At 70.1% G+C, this 18,900-nt stretch carries 13 protein-coding genes and 3 pseudogenes; 8 read left to right on the forward strand and 8 right to left on the reverse strand.

Going from position 1 to position 18,900, the window contains the following annotated elements:
• Window positions 1-101: 101 nt before the first annotated feature.
• Window positions 102-1,292: a PP2C family protein-serine/threonine phosphatase gene (locus ORI94_RS22700; protein WP_266078592.1), complete on the reverse strand. Its 1,191-nt coding sequence runs from the start codon at window positions 1,290-1,292 to the stop codon at window positions 102-104.
• 811 nt (window positions 1,293-2,103) lie between these two features.
• Between ORI94_RS22700 and ORI94_RS22705 the strand changes: the two genes are divergently transcribed.
• Window positions 2,104-3,561 carry a serine/threonine-protein kinase gene (locus ORI94_RS22705; protein WP_266078594.1) on the forward strand — a complete coding sequence of 486 codons (1,458 nt, stop codon included), beginning with the start codon at window positions 2,104-2,106 and terminating at the stop codon, window positions 3,559-3,561.
• A gap of 107 nt (window positions 3,562-3,668) precedes the next feature.
• On the opposite strand, the gene ORI94_RS22710 is transcribed toward ORI94_RS22705, so the two are convergent.
• Window positions 3,669-4,613: a MerR family transcriptional regulator gene (locus tag ORI94_RS22710; RefSeq protein WP_266078704.1), complete on the reverse strand. Its 945-nt coding sequence runs from the start codon at window positions 4,611-4,613 to the stop codon at window positions 3,669-3,671.
• A gap of 124 nt (window positions 4,614-4,737) precedes the next feature.
• Here ORI94_RS22710 and ORI94_RS22715 point away from each other — a divergent pair, with 124 nt between their 5' ends.
• Complete coding sequence (locus ORI94_RS22715; protein ID WP_266078596.1) at window positions 4,738-6,243, forward strand: alpha/beta hydrolase; 1,506 nt, start codon at window positions 4,738-4,740, stop codon at window positions 6,241-6,243.
• Window positions 6,244-7,144: 901 nt separating this feature from the next.
• On the opposite strand, the gene ORI94_RS22720 is transcribed toward ORI94_RS22715, so the two are convergent.
• Both ORI94_RS22720 and ORI94_RS22725 read right to left on the reverse strand, forming a co-directional pair.
• The gene (locus ORI94_RS22720; protein WP_266078598.1) at window positions 7,145-7,438 is read right to left on the reverse strand and encodes a hypothetical protein; all 294 of its coding nucleotides are present in this window, start codon (window positions 7,436-7,438) and stop codon (window positions 7,145-7,147) included.
• 69 nt (window positions 7,439-7,507) lie between these two features.
• The gene (locus ORI94_RS22725; RefSeq protein WP_266078600.1) at window positions 7,508-7,702 is read right to left on the reverse strand and encodes a double zinc ribbon domain-containing protein; all 195 of its coding nucleotides are present in this window, start codon (window positions 7,700-7,702) and stop codon (window positions 7,508-7,510) included.
• Between the two features lie 121 nt (window positions 7,703-7,823).
• On the opposite strand from ORI94_RS22725, the pseudogene ORI94_RS22730 reads away from it, so the two are divergent.
• Window positions 7,824-8,027 (forward strand): annotated as a pseudogene (locus tag ORI94_RS22730) (ISAzo13 family transposase); the annotation flags it as partial.
• Window positions 8,028-8,311: 284 nt separating this feature from the next.
• On the opposite strand, the pseudogene ORI94_RS22735 reads toward ORI94_RS22730, so the two are convergent.
• Window positions 8,312-8,466: pseudogene (locus tag ORI94_RS22735) on the reverse strand (short-chain dehydrogenase); the annotation flags it as partial.
• 552 nt (window positions 8,467-9,018) lie between these two features.
• Between ORI94_RS22735 and ORI94_RS22740 the strand changes: the two are divergent.
• The 5 genes and pseudogenes from ORI94_RS22740 to ORI94_RS35365 all read left to right on the forward strand — a co-directional run.
• Window positions 9,019-10,089: an alpha/beta hydrolase gene (locus ORI94_RS22740; RefSeq protein ID WP_266078602.1), complete on the forward strand. Its 1,071-nt coding sequence runs from the start codon at window positions 9,019-9,021 to the stop codon at window positions 10,087-10,089.
• A gap of 194 nt (window positions 10,090-10,283) precedes the next feature.
• A complete protein-coding gene (locus ORI94_RS22745; RefSeq protein ID WP_416237869.1) occupies window positions 10,284-10,529 on the forward strand; it encodes a DUF6411 family protein in 246 nt (81 codons plus the stop codon).
• Window positions 10,526-11,485 carry a polyphosphate kinase 2 gene (gene ppk2, locus ORI94_RS22750; protein ID WP_266078604.1) on the forward strand — a complete coding sequence of 320 codons (960 nt, stop codon included), beginning with the start codon at window positions 10,526-10,528 and terminating at the stop codon, window positions 11,483-11,485. The genes ORI94_RS22745 and ppk2 overlap by 4 nt, the downstream gene beginning before the upstream one ends.
• Before the next feature lie 302 nt (window positions 11,486-11,787).
• Window positions 11,788-13,173 (forward strand): DEAD/DEAH box helicase, encoded by a 1,386-nt coding sequence (locus ORI94_RS22755; protein WP_266078606.1) that lies wholly within the window; start codon window positions 11,788-11,790, stop codon window positions 13,171-13,173.
• 53 nt (window positions 13,174-13,226) lie between these two features.
• Window positions 13,227-13,589: pseudogene (locus ORI94_RS35365) on the forward strand (IS5/IS1182 family transposase); the annotation flags it as partial.
• A 108-nt stretch (window positions 13,590-13,697) separates the two neighbouring features.
• Here ORI94_RS35365 and ORI94_RS22760 read toward each other — a convergent pair.
• The 3 genes from ORI94_RS22760 to ORI94_RS22770 form a co-directional block, all read right to left on the reverse strand.
• Window positions 13,698-14,186: a hemerythrin domain-containing protein gene (locus tag ORI94_RS22760; RefSeq protein WP_266078608.1), complete on the reverse strand. Its 489-nt coding sequence runs from the start codon at window positions 14,184-14,186 to the stop codon at window positions 13,698-13,700.
• 100 nt (window positions 14,187-14,286) lie between these two features.
• Entirely contained in the window at window positions 14,287-14,589 is a 303-nt protein-coding gene (locus ORI94_RS22765) for an STAS domain-containing protein (protein WP_266078609.1), read from the reverse strand.
• Window positions 14,589-18,758: a SpoIIE family protein phosphatase gene (locus ORI94_RS22770; protein WP_266078611.1), complete on the reverse strand. Its 4,170-nt coding sequence runs from the start codon at window positions 18,756-18,758 to the stop codon at window positions 14,589-14,591. The genes ORI94_RS22765 and ORI94_RS22770 overlap by 1 nt, the downstream gene beginning before the upstream one ends.
• Between the last annotated feature and the right edge of the window lie 142 nt (window positions 18,759-18,900).

Consider the following 18,900-nt stretch of genomic DNA (forward strand, 5'->3'; position numbering starts at 1 on the left):
CACAGCGGCGCAGCGGCACTCCGTGCCGGACGGCCGCGTCCGGCACGACGGCGCCGTCAAGGACACGGGGGCAAAGCGGTGGCGTACGGCGGGTGCGGCCCTCACCGCGGGCCCGATCCGGTGCCGGCCGGTCTGCGACGTCCGCCGTGCCAGTCCAGTATCAGGACCGTGGCGTCGTCCTTGAGACTGCCGTGGCAGGCATCAAAGACCGCGGCGGTCAGGCTCCGGACGGCTTCCCTTGGATGCAGGGCGCGGGTGTCGTGAACGACCGAGGCCAGGTCGACGGCTGCGGCACCGCGCTCCTGCATTCCGTCGGTGAGCAGGATCAGGCGGTCTCCGGGCTGCAGGCGCAGTTCCTGCAGCCGGTAGGAGGTGGGTGCCGCCACACCGAATGGCAGGTTGACGGCGAGTCCGACCTCTTCGACGGTGCCCTCACGCAGCCGCAGCGGCCAGGGATGGCCGGCATTGACCAGTTCGCACAGACCCGTTTCGAGGTCTATGCACAGCAACTGTCCGGTGGCCAGGCCGCAGTTGTGGCTCAGCAGGGCCTGATGGGCGTGGTGGGCCTGCTCAAGGGCGTCGCAGCCGCTGCGGCGTGCCCGCCGCAGCGCGCCGACCAGCAAGGTGGCCAGCAGAGCGGAGTTCGTGTCGTGGCCCATGGCGTCGGTGATGGACAGGTGCAGGGTGTCGCGGTCGAGGGTGTAGTCGTAGGTGTCGCCACCGATGTCGTCGGCAGGGATCAGCCCGGCGGCGAGGGTGAACTGGGCCGCCTCGCAGCAGGGGGCCGAGGGAAGCAACTGGTGCTGGATCTCCGCGGCCAGGCTGGTCTCGGTGGTACGCCGGCCCAAGTGGTACAGATCGGTGAAACGACGGTCCGTGACGATGATGTAGGCCAGCGCGTGTGCCGCCTCGCGCACTTGCCGGAGCACGGTGTCGTCGGCGGACTGCAGGCTCACCTCCAGAACACCGATGCAGTCGCCACGATTGGTGACCGGTGTGATGACCCGGCGTCCGCCCTGGCCGTCCGCTTCCACATGCTGACGCTGGCTCCGCAGAACACGGTCGTAGACGCTGTCCAGCAGATCGATCGGCCCACCGCGGTCCGCGGCATCATCACCGGCCGCGGCGAGCCGTACCAGCCGCTGACCGACGAGGTCGACGAACAGAAAAGACACACGCTCCGCACCGAGCCGCTTCTGCAGGTCGTGCGCCACCACATCCACTGACTCACCGGGCGGCGCCGCCTCCGCGGCGGCCAGCAACTCGCCCAGCTCCAGATCTCCACCCACCACGACAACCTCCCGTCGGCTGCCACAACTTTTTCCCCAACTTTCCGCGACATCACCCCACGCGCCCGCCCCACCCGACCAGGGCAGCGAGCCGAACCAGCGCAGACAGGTCCCGGATCCACCCGGTGGCCCCCCACGACCGGGCTGCCGGTGCACCGGCAGCCGAAGGACAGGAACACGCAGGAGACAGCACACCGGCACACGCCAGGCAAGCCAAAAAGGCCCAAGCAGACCGGGTACACCAGGGCTGGCGGACCACCCCCGGCTGCCACCGCGGCCCTCACTCCCCCAAAACCCCCGGCACACCACTCGCCCCCGCCTGCCCCGGCCCGTTGTCCAGGCCGGCACCGGCAGCAGGCCCCACGCCAACGCCCCCTCGGCATCGCCCATGTCCGAGTCGTAGCGCCGTATCCGGCCGGGCCGGTCCCCCACGTTCCCGAACCGGCGGGCCGGGCAGCCGCGCCCCCGGGTGACCCGGCCGGACTCCCCGGCCACCACCACGCAACACTTCGGCACCAGGGCCACGTGCCGTTCTTCGACCGCTTCTTCCCGAACGCCGACCACCAGGCGTTGTCCCGGCAGATCCGTCACGCGGCCCGCTCGCTCATCACCTCACCGGCACTCGCCGCTTCACCGGTGAGGAAGCGGCAGCCGGATTCAGGGGCGTCGAGGCGGGCGCCGGTTTCGCCTCACGAAGTGCCCTCGCGGTGCCGCGCCGGGGGTATCCCAGCTCTTCGTGGGTACCTGCGTGCGGTGGCGCGTCGACCACGGCTCGCCAGGGGCATTCGCACCTCGATGCAGCAGGGGAGAGAGAATGAGGCTTCGTGAGTCGGCCCGGGCCACGGCTTCCCGGTGTTCAGCCGAGGTACTGAGCGGCCGGTACCGCCTGGACGGTCTCCTTGGTTCGGGCGCTGCCGCGAATGTCCATCGAGGTTTCGATCTGCGATTGAGACGACCGGTGGCCGTCAAGCTCTTCCGGTCCGACACCGGCATCGGCACTGAGGAGAGCTCGCACAGCGAAGCAGTGATCCTGGCCCGGTTGCACCACCCCGGACTTGTCACCGCCTACGACGCCGGACAGCACAACGGACGTGTCTTCCTGGTCATGCAACTGATCGAAGGCACCACACTGAGGAACCGCATCGCCAAGGGCCCGCTGCCCCCCGAGGCGACCGCCGCACTCGGCGCCGACCTGGCCCACGCACTGGCTCACGCACACGACGCAGGAATCGTCCACCGGGACGTCAAACCGTCCAACATCCTCCTGGACGCTTCTCACCGCCCCTACCTGAGCGACTTCGGCATCTCCCGACTGCTGGAGGACGCCACCACCCGCACCGCCACCGGCACGCTCATCGGCACCGCCGCCTACCTCTCCCCCGAGCAAGTCCTCGGCCAGCCCGTCGGCCGACCCGCCGACGTGTACGCCCTCGGCCTGGTGCTCCTCGAGTGCCTCACGGGCAGGCTCGAGTACGACGGCGGCCCCCTTGAAGCCGCGATCGCACGACTGCACCGCCAACCCGTCCTGCCCCGCTGGCTGCCGGAAGACCTGGCCCTCCTGTTGCGGGACATGACAGCCCTGAACGAGGAGAACCGCCCGTCAGCCAGCGACTGCGCCCGCACACTGGCCGCACTGGCCGAGACAGCACGGCTCGAAGCCCGCCCGCCGGCACACGCCACGAGCCTCATCGCCGGCCGCGGACCAACGCAGACGGCCGACCGCACGCACACCAATCCGCTGCCCGGCAAGGACCGCCGGGCTGCTCCCCGCACCACGCCCGCGCGTGGGCGCACCCTCGCGGCCGGCGCGACCGTCGCACTCGCCGCGGTCATGGCAACCGCCTTCGCCGTCACCGACGACTCCGCCCCACCGGGCGATGACCGAAGCGCGACCAGGGCCACGAGCACCCCCACGGGAAAGCCGGATCCTCCTGAGAGCACAGGGCGGAAAGAGGCAGCCACGCCGTCCACGGAGGCGCCCTCCGACCACAGCGCATCCGCCGACACACCCCCCGACGACATACCCGGGCAAAGCGCCGGCCCCGCTTCCCCCGGCCCGAACCGCAGATCCGCCACCGACGCAGCCACACACACCTCTGCGGCCAAGACCGCACAAGCCGCACCGAGCCACACGGACACCCCCCCGGAAACACCGCAGGGCGGCGCGGCGACCGGGCCCCCTCACCAACCCCCCGGCCAGGCAAAGGAAGCAGGGAACGCCAAGAGCAAGGCACAGCAGAAGGCCGCCAGGAAGGCCGCCACAAAACGCTGACGGTGCGAGCAGGACACCGACCGGCTCCGCCGTACAAGAAGGCCTCGCGGGGCCGTGATCCGCTGGATCTGGTGGACGGCCACGACTGTCAGCTTCTTTCCTGCGCTCTACGCCGCTTGGGCGTTGTCCCGCTCCAGTGCCGCGCGCAGCCAGTCGTCCGCGGATCCCGGGGTCGGCTCCGGCCGGCCATCCGGCAAAGTGAGCACCACGGCCGTCAGCTCCCAGTAGCGGTCCAGGCGCGGTCCGGTCGCGAGCCGCGCGGCCAGCAGGCGCCGGAACTCCCGGGTGTCCCGGCTGCCGTATGCGCTCGCGTACGCCGCCACGTAGGCGTCCAGCGCCTCACCCGGGTACGGATTTCGTGCCCGGCGCAGCTGCGGGCCCGCGATCTCGTACGCCTCGGCGAGACCCGCGTACAACGCGGCCGCTCCGCGGGCCCCGGCCACCCGGTGCACCTCCGGCTGGGGCTGCCGGCCGTCCGGGCAGGGAGCCGTCGTCATCGCGTGCAGCCCGGCGAAAGCGAGCACCTGCGCCGGGGCCGGCTCGTCGGGCGGCTGCGGGACGGCCACTTCCAAGAACGCCGCCGTCGCCCGGGCCGGCATCCGCGGCGGCAGCCAGGCACGCCAGAACCGGGCCAGCGATGCCGTGCTCGGCGGGGTACTCACCGCGCCGAGCAGCCGCAGTCGGCCGGCCCGCTCCGCGGCCGGGCACTCCTGCACCAGCCGCAGCGCCGCCTCCCGCCAGCGCAGCGTCTTCAGCTCACTGCCCAGCTCGCGCAGGCGGCTCGCGACGGCCTCCTCCAGCACACGGCCCGCCGCGTCCTCGTCATCGAGGACGCGGCGCACCTCGGGCAGCGACAGGTCGAGGGCGCGCAGGGAGCGGATCAGCCTCAGTCGCTCCAGCGCCTCGGGGCCGTACCGGCGGTGTCCGCCGCCGCTGCGGGAGGCCTCGGGCAGCAGACCCCGGTCGGAGTAGAAGCGGACGCTCTTCACAGTTGCCCCCGCGCGCTCGGCGAACTCGCCGATGCTCCACAAAACCTCGTGTGATGCGGACAGTTGAACCTCCCTCTGGGGGAGCTCCTACGGTATCGGCACGCACGGGCCGGGGGTACGCCCCGGTCCGCGGACCACGGCGTGCGCGACCGGCGCGATGTCGTGTGACGAACCCGAGGAGAGATCCATGACCGTGTTCATCATGGTGGCGGGCGTGTTCACCGGCGCCCATGTGTGGCAGGAGACGACCGCGCAGCTGGCCGCGGCGGGCAGCGAGGCGTACGCGGTCCCGCTCACCGGAGTCGACGCAGGCCGCCCCGCCGCGTCAGCCCGCATCGGTCTGGAGACACACATCGCGGACGTGGTCGCGGCGATCGACGCGGCGCTCGACCGGGAGATCGTGCTCGTCGGTCACGACTACGGCATCCATCCGGTGCTCGGTGCCGCCGACCGGCGGCCGCAGCGCGTCGCCCGCGTCGTGTACCTGGACTGCGGGATGCCGCAGAACGGTGTCCCGGCCCTGGCCACCGTACCGGACCAGGCCCTGCGCGCACAGCTGGCCGAGCGGGGCCAACGCGGTGATTGTGAAGGTGAGTTGGCGCCTCCGGCCCGTGACGAGTGGCAGCGCTGGGGCAGTACCGCCGGCGTCTCCGAAGCGGCACTGGACCGGCTCACCGCCCTCGCCGCACCGCAGCCGCTGGGCACCTTGCTCCAGCCGCTGCGGCTGACCGGATCGGCGGTCGCGGTGCCCACCACCGGAGTGCTGTGCACCCGTAACGGTGTCAGCGTCGACCTGGTGCAACGGCTCGTCGACTTCGGCGACCCCACGCTGGCGGCTCTGACCGGCCCTCAGGCCACCTTCTTCGAACTGCCCACCGGGCACTGGCCGATGCTGTCCTGCCCCGCCGGGCTGGCGGATGCCCTGCTGCGGGCCGCGGCCGGCGAGGGGCACCGTCTGCGGCCGACCGGCTCCCAGCCCGCCCATCTGCGCCCGTTCCCGATGGATGTACCAGAGCTGCCCCGGGAGCGCAGAGGACCTACCGACCTGTACGTCCCCGACGCCGAGGGTCCGCGACCGGCCGTGGTCTTCGTGCACGGCGGTCCGGTGCCGGCCGGGTCCCGGCCGGCACCACGTGACTGGCCGACCCTGGTGGGCTACGCCCGTCTGGCGGCCGCCGAGGGCATGATCGGCGTGACCCTCGACCACCGGCTGCACGACATCGCCGACTACGAGCGCGCCGCCGCGGACGTCACCGCCGCGGTGGAACTGGTACGGGCCGACCCCCGGGTGGATGCCGACCGGGTGGCCCTGTGGTTCTTCTCCGGTAGCGGCCTGCTCACCGCGGACTGGCTGACAAAGCCTCCCCTCTGGCTGCGCTGCCTGGCCGCCTCCTACCCGATCCTGGCGCCGCTGCCCAACTGGGGGCTGACCGGCAGCCGGTTTCACCCGGCCCGTGCGATCACGCACGCGGGCACACTGCCCATCGTCCTCCTGCGTGCGGGACGAGAGGCACCCCAGATCGCCGTCACCGTGGAGGCGTTCACGACCGCCGCCGAGAACTGCGGGGCGGACCTGGAACTGATCGACGTCCCGAACGGCCACCACGGCTTCGAGACCCTCGATGCGCCCGAGGAGACCCGACCGGCCCTCCACCACGCGATACGCTCGGTAGCGACCCACCTGACCAGCTGACCCCCGGACCGCGTACCACGGGCCTCGCCCCGGGCAAAAAGCCCCGAAGTCACCGGCACCGCGGTGACAGACCTACACCTCCGGCCGGTCACCGACGTCACGCGGTCAGCCCGCCCACCCAGCAACAACAGATCACCCGACGCGGGAAAGGCATCGCTCTTCCAGAGTGGTGAGCAGCCCCGCACCCACCGGACACGACCGGCACAACGAGAAGCGGAGCGCGGCCGTGGTCGGGGGGAAGCCGTCGCGCGATGGTGGTGAAGCCGTAGCCGCCCATGTGCAGAAGGCGGCAGGTTGACGCTCCATCAGGCGGAGAACCCTTGCGGATCCTGGCTCCGGACCCGAAGACGCCATGGTGCGCCACCCCGGGCATGCACGGGCCGTCACCCGAAAGCGGGTAGCGGTTGCTTCGCGTTGCAGCCTACCCGCATGTGAAGGAGCCCTGATCCTGCCACGGCACAGGAACAGGGCTCCTCATGGAGCGCTGGGCAGGCCTCGCACCTGCATTTCCCCGCAGGAAGCGGGGCGTCTTTCCTTGGACGACCAACGCACAGACTGCAGAACCGCCGAAACGGCCCGCGCCTTCTGGAGAAGACTTTAGCGCAGGCCCGCCAGCAGCACACACCAGGCCCCACACCCGCGCAGCCACCCCGCCGGGGCGGGGCAACAACTCCAGCCGCAGAGCCGGACACACGCCGAGCCGCCTTGCGCACCGACCCGGAGATGCCGCCCCTCCCCCGCCCCCTGTGGTTTCCGTACCGGTCCGCACCGTGCGCTGCGCCACCGGAGTGACCCCGCGGACAAGCCTGCCCGGTCGGCTACGTGTGCATCTACCGGTAGGCCGACTTCGGCGGCTTCGCTTCAGGCCTCAGGCGGGTGGTCCGGACCGACTGACGGCTGGTCAGGCATGTGCGTGTCGTGGTGCAGTCGCCTTCCGTGGCGCGGCATGGTGTGCAGGAGTGCCCGAACCCGCGGCCTCGAGACGCCGCAGCCACAGGGAGGCTGCGAGCAGGAGGCCCGTGAAGACGGCCAGAAGGAGGGCGGACACCCACATCTGCCGGCTCCCGGGGAACTGCCAGCCCGTCCAGGCGGTCGATGCCGCCCACAGCAGGATGCCTGCCAGGTAGAAGGCGCGGACCCGGCGCAGTTGCCGCACGGCCCGCAGGGACATGACGCGATCAGTCTTGGATGCCATGCCGGCCCGTATACCCCCGTGCGCGATGTTCAGTGGTGCGGGTTCGGCCCTGCTGTTCCACTGGTTCGGTCACCTCGGCTCCTGCTGCTGGGTGCGTCCTTCGAAGTTGCTTCGTACTGCCGCGCCCTGGTCTTCGATGAGTCCTGCATCGTCGGGGAGGTCCAGTACGGCACCGCAGTGCCTGCACAGTTTCCCGTCTTCGGCCGGTGTACCGCACGCCTTGCAGAACCGGTTGCCCTTCTCGTTCTCGGTCTTCTGTGTCATGGCTCTCCGGGGCAGGGGGGATGGTGAGGGATGCGGAGTACCCATGACGTCGGTGTTGATGCGCTGAGGGTTCGCCGATCATCAACATGTTGCTTCCCGTCGCGGAGCTCGTTGGCGTGGTGTGCGCGTCCCGGACGAGACCGGCGGGCAACTCGCCGCGAGGGCTGCAGTGTTGTTTCCGCATCCGGACGAGCGGCAGGGCGACTGCTTACGGCTGCCGAGGGCTGAGGGCCGGGAGCTGGGGCACGGCGGTGTCAGGGCAGTCGCACGTGCGGTCGCGGTGAGTGGGACGACGCTCCGCAAAGGTGAGTTCGAGCTGGAGGCCGCCTTCAGCGCCGCCGGCCTGCCGACCGCCTGGACTGGGGTCGAAGTGCCTGAGATCAGGATCTGCGCGGCCGCACGCCGCCCCGGATGCCCGACCCTGGCTTCCCGCCGTCAGGTCGGCGCCTCCTCGTAGGCGACCTGCTCGACGGTGGTGCGCAGGCGGTGGGCGGCGGACGTGCTGTCGGTCATGGCATCTTCCAGTGCTGCCGTCGGCCGGGAGCACGGCTGTACGGCCGGGGCGGGGGCCACCGGTCGTGCGGTGCGGGGTCGTGAGCGGCTGTCCCATACGCCGAGGTGGACGCGGCCGGAGGCGTCGATCACTGGCCGGTCACCCGGCGGGCCTCGTCGCTCGTCACGAGCGACACCACGTCGGCGATGTCCGCGGGGGTGCCGAGCCGGCCGAAGACAAAGACGTCCGCATACCTCTGGCGGATCTCCGGGAGGCAGCGAAACGGACGACTGACTCCGTCGGCAGACCGTCACGAAGGATCGAGGTCAACGCTCCAGGCGTAGCTGAGCGTTCCGTCAGACGTGCAGGTCACCGACCGACACCGGAAATCAGGATCAATCTCACGCGCCCGGGACGAGGGGAGAAACCACACCGGTCAGGGCGGGGAAGCGTGGGCGCGCAGGGCCGGGGTGGGTGTGTGCCGGCCTGCTCGACCCGCCTACTTCCGCCGCAGTAGCCGCCGACTCCCCGCGTCGGACGTCCGGACCTCTCCCCTTCCTTAGCGTCGTAGACATGACCGGGGCGAGAGAGCCCACCAGACGCTTCGGTGGCAAGACCGCCGTCGGCGGCTGTTCTGCGCCCGTCCGGCCCTGCCCTGTGAGCAGCCTCCTCGGCCCAGAACGGCGTCGACGAATTCAGCCCCATGCGCACGGTCCTCGGCCTGGACGCCCTCACGTCGAGCGCTGTGGCCGGCCAGCCGTACCGGGAGCTGCGCGCCCTCGGCGCGTGACCACCCGTACGATCCATGAATCGAGGAACCCCCATGACTCCCCTGCACAAGCCCCACACCCGCGCAGCCCTCGTCACCACCGTCCTCATGCTCATGACGGGCGCGGCCCAGGATGCCGCCGCTCCTTCAGAACCGGACCAGCACGGGTCCGACGCCGACGTCGTCGACGAAAGGCGCGTCGCGCCCCGCATCGTCGACCTGACCGTCGACTCCCCCGCCATGGGTGGCGAGGCCAAGGTGCGGCTGCTGACCCCGGACGGCTGGGAGAGGGGCGAGTCCGGCAAGAAGTGGCCCGTGCTGTACCTGCTGGCGGGCGGCGACGGCGACTACGAGACCTGGACGGAAGAGGAGAGCTACGCGGTGCAGGAGGTGGCGGAACTGAGGGACGTGCTCGTGGTGATGCCGCAGATGCCGATGTTCGGTTTCTACACCGACTGGCACAACGGTGGGGAGAACGGGCCGCCCGCCGTCGAGAGCTTCCACCTCAAGGAGGTCCTTCCGATCCTCGAACGCGACTACGGTGCGGGCTCGACGCGCGCGGCCGCCGGTGAGTCCCAGGGCGGCTTCGGCGCCCTTTCGTACGCCGCGCGCAACGAGTGGATGTTTGAGGCCGTGGCCAGCTACAGCGGATACGTGCACCCCTTGCAGCACACCCACGCGATCGAGACCGCGGTCGACCACCTGAACAAGGCCGACCTCATGGACACCGACTGGAAGGACATCTGGGGCGACCCGGAGACCAACCGGGAGAACTGGAAGCGGCACGACCCGTACTACCTGGCCGACAAGCTGCGCTCCGTCCCGGTCTACCTCTCCAGCGGCGACGGCACCGCGGGCGTCCTCGACCCTCCGGGCTTCGAGGACGAGTACGTCCCCGGGCTCGAGGACCCCGATGAGCCCTTCGCCGAGGACGTGGTCTCCCCGACGGAGACGCTGATGGACCGCGAGTCGAAGGCGGTGGCCCAGCAGCTGCAGAGGACCGGTGCGGACGTGACCACGCACTTCTACAAGGGAACGCACTCACCCCAGTACTGGAAGCGCGAGTTCCAGCGCTCGCTCCCGATACTGCTGTACGCCCTCGGTACCCGGCCGGCAGGCCGCTGACCGCCACACGCCGACCCCGGTGCGTCATGTGCCCCACGGTGAACCGTTTCTCCCGCCAGACGCGGGACTGGGTTGACCGGGCCCGTCCCGGATCGGAGCCTTCGCTGCTCACATGAGTGGGCCGGGGCGGGGCATCCGTATGTCCGTCCACCAGCAGAGGGAGCCGATCATGGTAGTCGCCGTCATCGCCGTGTGTGGTCCTGGCCTTTCTCGTCACCCGTCTCTCCCGCCGTCCCGAACGCGGCACGCCACGCACGCTCGGTACCGGGGCGCGGACCGGTGGCAAGGCGCCCGGCATCCTGGCCCGGCTCTTCAGCAAACCCTTCCACGCCAGTCCGCGTGCGGTGGGCCGCAGTGGTTCGGCAGGTCGCCGCTCCCGCGGTCGTATGCCCTTCTGGCCACCTGTGCGCACTGAGCGAACTGAGCGGAGAACCCGGTGACGAACGCCGAAGACGCGGACAAGCTGCTGGACGGGCTGACTGTGGATGCCCGTCGGCGGGAGCAGCCGATCGTGCTGGACACGGACGGGCGTCCCATCCGGACGTGGCGGGAGAACCATCCGTACGACCGCAAGGTGGGCCGCAGGGAGTACGAGCGGACCAAGCGCATCCTGCAGATCGAGCTGCTCAAGCTCCAGCGGTGGGTCAAGGACACCGGCACACGCCTGGTCGTCGTGTGCGAGGGGCGTGACGCGGCGGGCAAGGGCGGCACGATCCAGCGGCTCACCGAGCGGCTCAACCCGCGTGGCGCACGCGTGGTCGCCCTGGACAAGCCCTCCGAACGCGAGGCGGGCCAGTGGTACTTCCAGCGGCACATCGCGCATCTGCCGACTGCCGGTGAGATCGTCTTCTTCGACCGCTCCTGGTACAACCGGGCCGGCGTGGAGCGCGTGATGGGATATTGCTCCAAGGACGAGTACAAACTGTTCCTCGACCAGTGCCCCGCCTTCGAGCGGATGCTGGTCGACGACGGCATCCTGCTGGTGAAGTTCTGGTTCTCCGTGTCCCGCTCCGAGCAGCGCACGCGCTTCGCGATCCGACAGGTCGACCCGGTGCGCCAGTGGAAGCTCTCGCCCACCGACCTGGCGTCACTGGACCTCTGGGACGACTACACCGAGGCGAAGGTCGACATGTTCCGCGCCACGGACACCGCCCACGCCCCCTGGACCGTCGTCAAGAGCAACGACAAAAGGCGCGCCCGACTGGAGACCATGCGCAGTCTGCTGTCGCGCATCGACTACGCCAGCAAGGACGGCGAGGCGGTCGGCACGCCCGACCCCCTCATCGTCGGCGCCGCCGACACACTTCTGGAGCCCGGCGAGGAAGACACCGCCCTGTCACCCACTCCGTTGTCCCCCGGCGCCGAGGGGCCCGGCAAGCACCCCGGGACGAACTGACGCCCATGAGCCCTTCACGAGAGGGGCCGGACCTGCGTCATCGCTGCGCGGGGGCGCGCCTTTCCATGCGATGGTCTCGTACTACTCCACGCGGTCACCGCCACCACGGCAGCCGGACCGACCGCGCACCGGGGAGGGGACGAAGAGACGAAGGGTGTGGGCGTCGGCGAAGCTGGAGAAAACAGTGCCGGAGGTGCGTTCCGGGCCGCTGATAAGCTGTGTCCGCGCTTCATCGCACCGGGGTCCGTACCGTTCGGTACGGACCCCGGTGCGTTCCGGGCGCCAGATCAGGAAGGTGCCTCATGAACGCGAAGCCGTCGGCCTCCGGACTCTCCAGGGGTGACACGTTCCCGCGAGTGACAGCGTCGCCGGAGGTGACCCGGGCCGCGTCCTTCGACGCGTTCGGGCTGCCGCCGGACCTGGTGGAGACAATGGGACGGCTCGGGGTGACGAAACCGTTCCCCATTCAGGCGGCGACGCTGCCCGTCGCGCTGGCCGGCCGGGACGTCCTCGGACGGGCACGGACGGGATCCGGCAAGACGCTGGCCTTCGGTCTCGCTCTGCTCGTCCGGACGGCGGGCCGGCGGGCGGAGGCGAAGCGGCCGCTCGCGCTGGTCCTGGTGCCGACCCGGGAGCTCGCCCAGCAGGTGAGCGACGCCCTGGTGCCGTACGCGCGGACGCTGAACGTACGGCTGGCGACGGTGGTCGGCGGGCTGTCCATCAACCGGCAGGTGGCGGAGCTGCGGAGCGGCGCCGATGTGGTCGTCGCGACGCCGGGGCGACTGGCCGACCTCGTCTCGCGCCGGGACTGCCATCTGAACCACGTTCGGATCACGGTGCTGGACGAGGCGGATCAGATGTGCGACCTGGGGTTTCTGCCGCAGGTCTCGGACATTCTGGAACAGGTCCCCTCCGACGGGCAGCGGCTTCTGTTCTCGGCCACGCTCGACCGTCACGTCGAGCAGTTGGTGCGGAGTCATCTGAACGACCCGGTCCACGCGTCGGTCGACCCCGGGGCGGGCTCGGTGAGCACCATGGACCATCACGTCCTGACCGTTCATCTCGCCGACAAGTACGCCACGGCGACCGAGATCGCCGCTCGGGACGGCCGGGTGCTGATGTTCCTGGACACCAAGGCGGGCGTCGACCAGTTCACACGTCATCTGCGGGCCGGCGGTGTGCGGGCCGGCGCCCTGCACAGCGGCAAGTCGCAGCCGCAGCGCACACACACGCTTGCCCGGTTCGCGGACGGTGACATCACCGTGCTGGTGGCTACCAACGTCGCGGCGCGGGGCATTCACATCGACGCGCTCGACCTCGTCGTCAACGTCGATCCGCCGACCGACCCCAAGGACTACCTGCACCGCGGCGGGCGCACAGCGCGGGCCGGACAGTCCGGGACCGTGGTCACCCTGGTCACTGCCGCCCAGCGGCGTGAGGTGAACCGGATGATGTCCGATGCCGGTATCCGGCCGACCGTCACCCCGGTCCGCTCCGGCGAGGCGACGCTGACCGCCATCACCGGTGCGAAGCGACCGCCGGCTGGGACGAAGGCCAACAGCGGCAATGTGCCCTTCCGCGGCCTCGGCAGCCGTCCGGGCCGTCCCGTCAAGGAGTCCCGCAAGGCCGCCGAGGCCCGCAAGGCGGCGGAGGCCCGGGCGGCGGCCCGAGTGCGCAGGGGTCACTGACCCCGGACAAACCCCACCTGCCGATCGTTACCGCGAGCGTCATCGACTCCCGGCTGGTCACCGCGGCCGGGAGGCAGGACGCGATCGCCGGCCGGACCCTCATCGAACGGGTCGCCGCCGAGCAACCCACCGTCCGCGAGACCTGGGTCGACGGCGGTTACCGCAGGCACCTCGTCGAGCACGCCGCCGCCCTGGGCATCGACATGCGTGCCGTCCGCCGCGATCCCACAACCAGGGGGTTCACTGTTCTGCCCCACCGTTGGGACGTCGAGCGGACTCCGGGGCGGCTCATGAACCACCGGCACCTGGCCCGCGCCTACGAAGCCCACCCGCACCGGCCCGAAACCATGATCCGGGTCTCGACGATCAGCCTCATGCCCCGCAGGCTCGCCACTGAACCTCCCGACACGGCGCGGCGCATGAACCATGAGCGACCCGGCGGTCCAGGAGGAGAGAACGGGAGGAAACGCCCTTCAGGGCTTGCCGCTGGCACACCGCGCGCACGTGGCGACGGCTGTGAGCCGCTACCCCGCCACCAGCTTGCGTACGTTCTCCACGCTGCCGCAGTCGGTCTCCAGGTACCTTGCGCGCGCTTCACGGAACGCCGTCCCGAGCTGAGCACGGCGATCGTCGGCCACGTTTTCGCGGGCGTCGTTGAGGACGGTCCGCTCTTCCTCGTCCATGTGGTGGTTGACCGCCGTGACAAGCTCTTCGAGCTTGTCCTCCCATTCCTGCGAAGCGGTGTCTTCCACTTCCAGCAGAGCAAGCAGTGCCTCGTTTCCCTCCTGGTGTTCGTGCACACCGTGGTCGACTTCGTCGCCGTCCACGTTCTTGTAGCGTCGTAGGGCCGGGTAGACCTTGTCCTCCTCGGCCGAGGCGTGCGCGACGAGCAGGTCCGCGAACTCCGCGAGGGCGGTGGCGCGGTCGGCCTCCACGTTGCGCATGGTGCGGAAGAGGTCTTCCATGCGGCGGTGGTCCCGCAGGATGAGTTCGACGACATCATGGGACGACACAGTGGCTCCTCACCTGTGAGCGTTGGTGTTCGGGTCTCCCGGCTACCCCCTTTCCCCCTGGTGAGACATTTCCTGTTCCGTCTGCCGCTCGTGACCGGGCTCAGCTCTCAGGCGTGTCGAGGCCGTGAACGGTGGTCAGGTCGGCAAGCCCTGAAATGTTCAGGACCGGGGCCAGCAGGGGGGTGGCGATGAGCTCGATGCGGTCGGTGTGAGTGAACAGCACGCTCAGGCCGGCGCTGTCGAGGTACTCGACGGCCGTGAGGTCGATGACGAGAGGGCCGTCGGTCGTCTCGATGGCCGCGGCCAGGGCATCGGTGTTGCTCATGTCGATTTCACCGACGACCGTCAGCAGGGTTGCACCATCGGAACGCCGACTGGGGGTGAGAGTGAGCGGGGTGGTCATCAGGCGATCCTCGTATGCATGTCGACGGTGGTCCCGGCCGCGCCGGAGGTGATGGTGACCTGCTGCATCAGAGCGCGCATCAGGGCCACGCCTCGCCCACGGTGGGTGTTGAGGTCAGGCCGGGGTGTCTTCCACCGGCCCGTGTCGGCGACGGTCAGGCGAAGATCGTCGACGAGGGCTTCCGCGCGTAGCCGGATCGTGTCTCCGGGGGCGTCGCGGTGCCCGTGCTCGATGGCGTTGGCGCAGGCTTCTCCCGCCGCCACCAGGATGTTCTGGGCGGTATGAGGTGGAAGCTCACACTGGTCGAGCCAGCTGCGCAGGGCCTTGCGGACCGGCGCAAGCTGTGACGACTCCGCCGGGAAAGCCACGTCCAGCGGTGCCGGGTGCCGGTAAAGCAGAAGAGCCACGTCGTCGTCGTAGCCGTCGGTGGGTGCAAGCCGTGTCATGACCTGGGTGGCGAGGTCGTCGACGGCTGCGTTGCGGCCGTCCTTGATGGCCTGGCCGGCCTGGCCGATGCCGACGGTCAGCGGGCGGCGCCGACGTTCCACGAGGCCGTCGGTATACAGCAGGAGGGTGGCGCGTGCGGGCACGGTGCAAGCGCCTTCGGGACGGTGCTTGCCCGGGCGTACGGCCAGAGGGATGGACCGTCCTTCGTCCAGGAACAGGGTGGTGCCGTCGGGGTGGGTGAGGATGCCCGGCGGGTGCCCGGCGCTGGAGTAGGCGAGGTGGCCGGTCTCGGGGTCGAGGACCGCGCAGAAGACGGTGGTGCACATCGCGCCGGGGACGCCTGCGGCGAAACGGTCCAGGGCCATGAGGGTCCGGGCGGGGTTGGCGTCCTGGAGGAGCAGGGCGCGGCAGGCGCTGCGCAGTTGGCCCATGACGGTGGCGGCTTCGAGACCGCGTCCGACGCAGTCGCCGACGACGATGCCGATGCGTCCGTCCTGGAGCCGGACGATGTCGTACCAGTCGCCTCCGACTTCCAGGGGCCGGGTGGCGGGCTCGTAACGGACGGCGAAGCCGTCGGGCAGGTTGGACGGGCCGAGGATGGCTCGTTGCAGGGCGATGGCCGTCTCGCGCTGCTGGTCGATCTGATGGGCGCGGGCCAGCCCCTGGGCGAGCTGGCCGGCCAGCAGGGAGAGCAGCAGTTGGTCCTCATCGGTGAAGGGGCGATGGTCCCCGAGGTCGATCCACACCACCATGGCCCCTTCGGGGTGGTTGACGGTGATGGCTGCACCCGTGTCGTCGTCAACCTGAGTGAGCGGGGGCTGGTCGAGCCAGGCGGTGAGTTTGTCCCGGCGGTCGGCAGGCAGGTCCTGCCAGCGCAGATCGGCATCGGTCGCGGTCACGGACGCTTCCTGACCGGTTGCGGCGACGACCGCCAGTACGCGTTGGGCACGCCACAGGTGCTTCAGCTCGGCCAGGACTCCTGTCAGCGCTTCCGGCAGGCTGGTCGCCTGGGTGAGCCGCATGCTCAGGGCGGCCTGGGCGCTCTTGCGCTGGATTGCGTAGTGCTCGGCGGTGACGTCGCGGAAGGTGCCGACGGTGACCTGGCGTCCGGTGTCGGGGTCGTGGGCCTGGTTGAAGTTGGCGGTCACCCACAACCGGTGCCCGTCGCGATGGCTGACCGGGATGGTGTAGGAGCCCTTGGGATTGCCCAGCAGTTGAGCGAAGGCTTCGGAGACCTGGTGGTGCGCTTCGGGGTCGGTGTCGGCGTCCGGCCACCAGGGGTGCACCGGCGAGTAGGGCAGGCCCTCGGATCCGTAGCCGAGGATGTCGGTGAAGGCCGCGTTGATCTCGACGACGGCACCTTCCTCGTCGCAGACGAAGAAAGCCTCCTGAAGGGAGTCGATCAGCGCGGTGCGCCAGCGCGCCTGGTGATTGCGCAGCCGCGCCAGCTCGACGTTGGCCCGCACCCGTGCGAGGAGTTCGGCCGCGGCGAACGGCTTGACGAGATAGTCGTCGGCTCCCGCCTGGAGCCCCTCGATGGACGCCTCCTGCCCGGCCCTGGCGGACAGCAGCAGCACCGGCACGGAGGAAGTCCGAGGGTCGGTGCGCAACGTCGTCACCAGTGTGAGGCCGTCGAGGCCGGGCATCATGACGTCGCTGATCACCAGATCGGGAGCGTCCGCTCGGACGGCCTGCAGGGCCGCCAGGCCGTCGTTGACGGTGTCGACCCGGTATCCGCCGCCGTGCAGGAGGCGGGTGAGGTACTCGCGCATGTCGGCGTTGTCGTCGGCGACCAGAACCCGCGCCGACGCAACCGGACCAGAGGTGTGTCCCTGCGCTCCGGCGTCAGCCACTGTGGCAGCTGTCTGCTCGTCGGCGCCGGCCGCCTCGTCCGGCAGCCAGCGCAGCACTTCCAGCAGATAGGGGTCGGCGGCAGACGCCACACGGCTGACCTCGGCCGGCACGAGAGCTTCGGAGGGGAGGTGAGCCGCGCCGAGCGGCACGCGGATGGTGAAGCAGGTGCCCTCGCCTTCGGCACTGTCGGCGGTGATCGTACCGCCGTGCAGGGCGACCAGTTCCTTGACCAGGGCCAGTCCGATGCCACTGCCCTCGGTGGAGCGGGAGCGGGCGGTCTCGATCCGGTGGAATCGTTCGAACAGCCGGGGCATCTCCTCCGCGGGCACACCGATGCCCGTGTCGGCGACCTCGACGACCGCGTGGGTGTCCTCGGTGTGGACGGTGACGCGGATCGAGCCGGTGAAGGTGAACTTCAGTGCGTTGCTGAGCAGGTTGAGGATCACCTTTTCCCACATGCCGCGGTCGATGTACACCTCTTCCGCCGACGGAGAGCATGCGATGTCGAATTCCAGACCGGCCTTGTCGATGGCGGATCGGAACACGCTGGCCAGCTCCGCTGTGACCTCGGCCAAGTCGACCGGTTCGTAGCGCGCCTGCATCCGGCCGGCCTCGATACGGGAGAAGTCCAGCAGCGAGTTGACGAGCTTGCCCAGCCGCAGCGCGTTGCGGTGGATTGCGTCCAGTTCCTCTCGCACCGGCGCCCCGGCGTCTGCCAGGCGGGCGCGCAGTTCCTCCACCGGTCCCGTGATCAGGGTGAGCGGGGTGCGGAACTCGTGGCTGATGTTGGAGAAGAAGGTGGTCTTGGCCCGGTCCAGTTCGGCCAGGTCCTCCGCCCGCCGCTGCTGCTCCTCATAGCTGCGGGCGCTGGCGATACCGGCCGAGAGGTGACCGGCGACCAGCTCGATGAATCCGCGGTAGCCCTCGTCCAGCACGCGGTACCGGTTCAGTCCGGTCACCAGAAATCCGTACGGTGCGCTGCCCGACTGCTGCAACGGCACCACCAGCGCCTGTGCGGGCGGCTCGGACCAGCCTCCTGCCGGCAGGCCGAGGAACGGGGCGCCATCGAGCGACACGAGCACGGATTCCCCACGAGCCGGCTCCTCCACCGGCCAGACGTCGCCGGAACCGGAAACGGGCAGGGTGACGGGGGCGATCGTGTGTCCGCTGGGCATCCCGGTCGTGCCCGCGAGCTTCGCGGAGCCGTCGGGCTGGAACAGGTAGGTCAGCGTGAACGGAAGATCCTGCAGGTTGCGGCCCAGTTGCTGGTCCACGAAGGTCAGCATTTCCTGTTCGGTGCGAACCACGCTGGGATCGGATCCCAGGTCGCGCAGCGTCGCCATCCGCCGCTCACCGATGACCCGCTCGGTCTCCTCGCTGACCACGCAGAGCATGCCGACCACCGCGCCGTCGTCGTCGCGCAGCGGACTGTACGAGAAGGTGTGGTAGCTCTCCTCCGTGTAACCGGACCGCTCCAGGAACAGGAGCAGGCCTTCGTCCCAGGTCGCCCGTCCCGTGGTCATCACGGTATCGATCCGGGGGCCGATGTCGTCCCAGATCTCCGCCCACACCTCACTCGCCGGCCGGCCCAGCGCCCAGGGGTACTTGCGGCCCAGCGTGTCCCGTCGGTAGGCCGCGTTGCAGAAGAACGTCAGTTCCGGGCCCCATGCCATCCACATGGAGAACCGCGTCGACAGCAAGATGCTGACCGCCGTCTGCAGACTCTGCGGCCACTGGGCAGGAGGACCCAGCGGGGTCGACGCCCAGTCCACCGCGGCGAGGTCCCGGCCGACCTCCGCCTCGGCGGTGAACACGCCGGAACCGGCCGTGACCACCGGCTCGTGTTCAGCGTCTTGCGAACGCTCCACCGGACACCCTTCCCCTCACACCCTCACCACACCGCCGCACCGGTTGCCGCGCCTCATGACGGACAGCACTGGCGTCACCTCGGAATACAGCACGTACGGACACAGCCGGACGACCTTGTTCCACGGGGTCGCCGCTGCCGGA

Origin of the sequence: Streptomyces sp. NEAU-W12 (genome assembly GCF_026242095.1) — a bacterium.
Classification (GTDB): Bacteria; Actinomycetota; Actinomycetes; order Streptomycetales; family Streptomycetaceae; genus Streptomyces.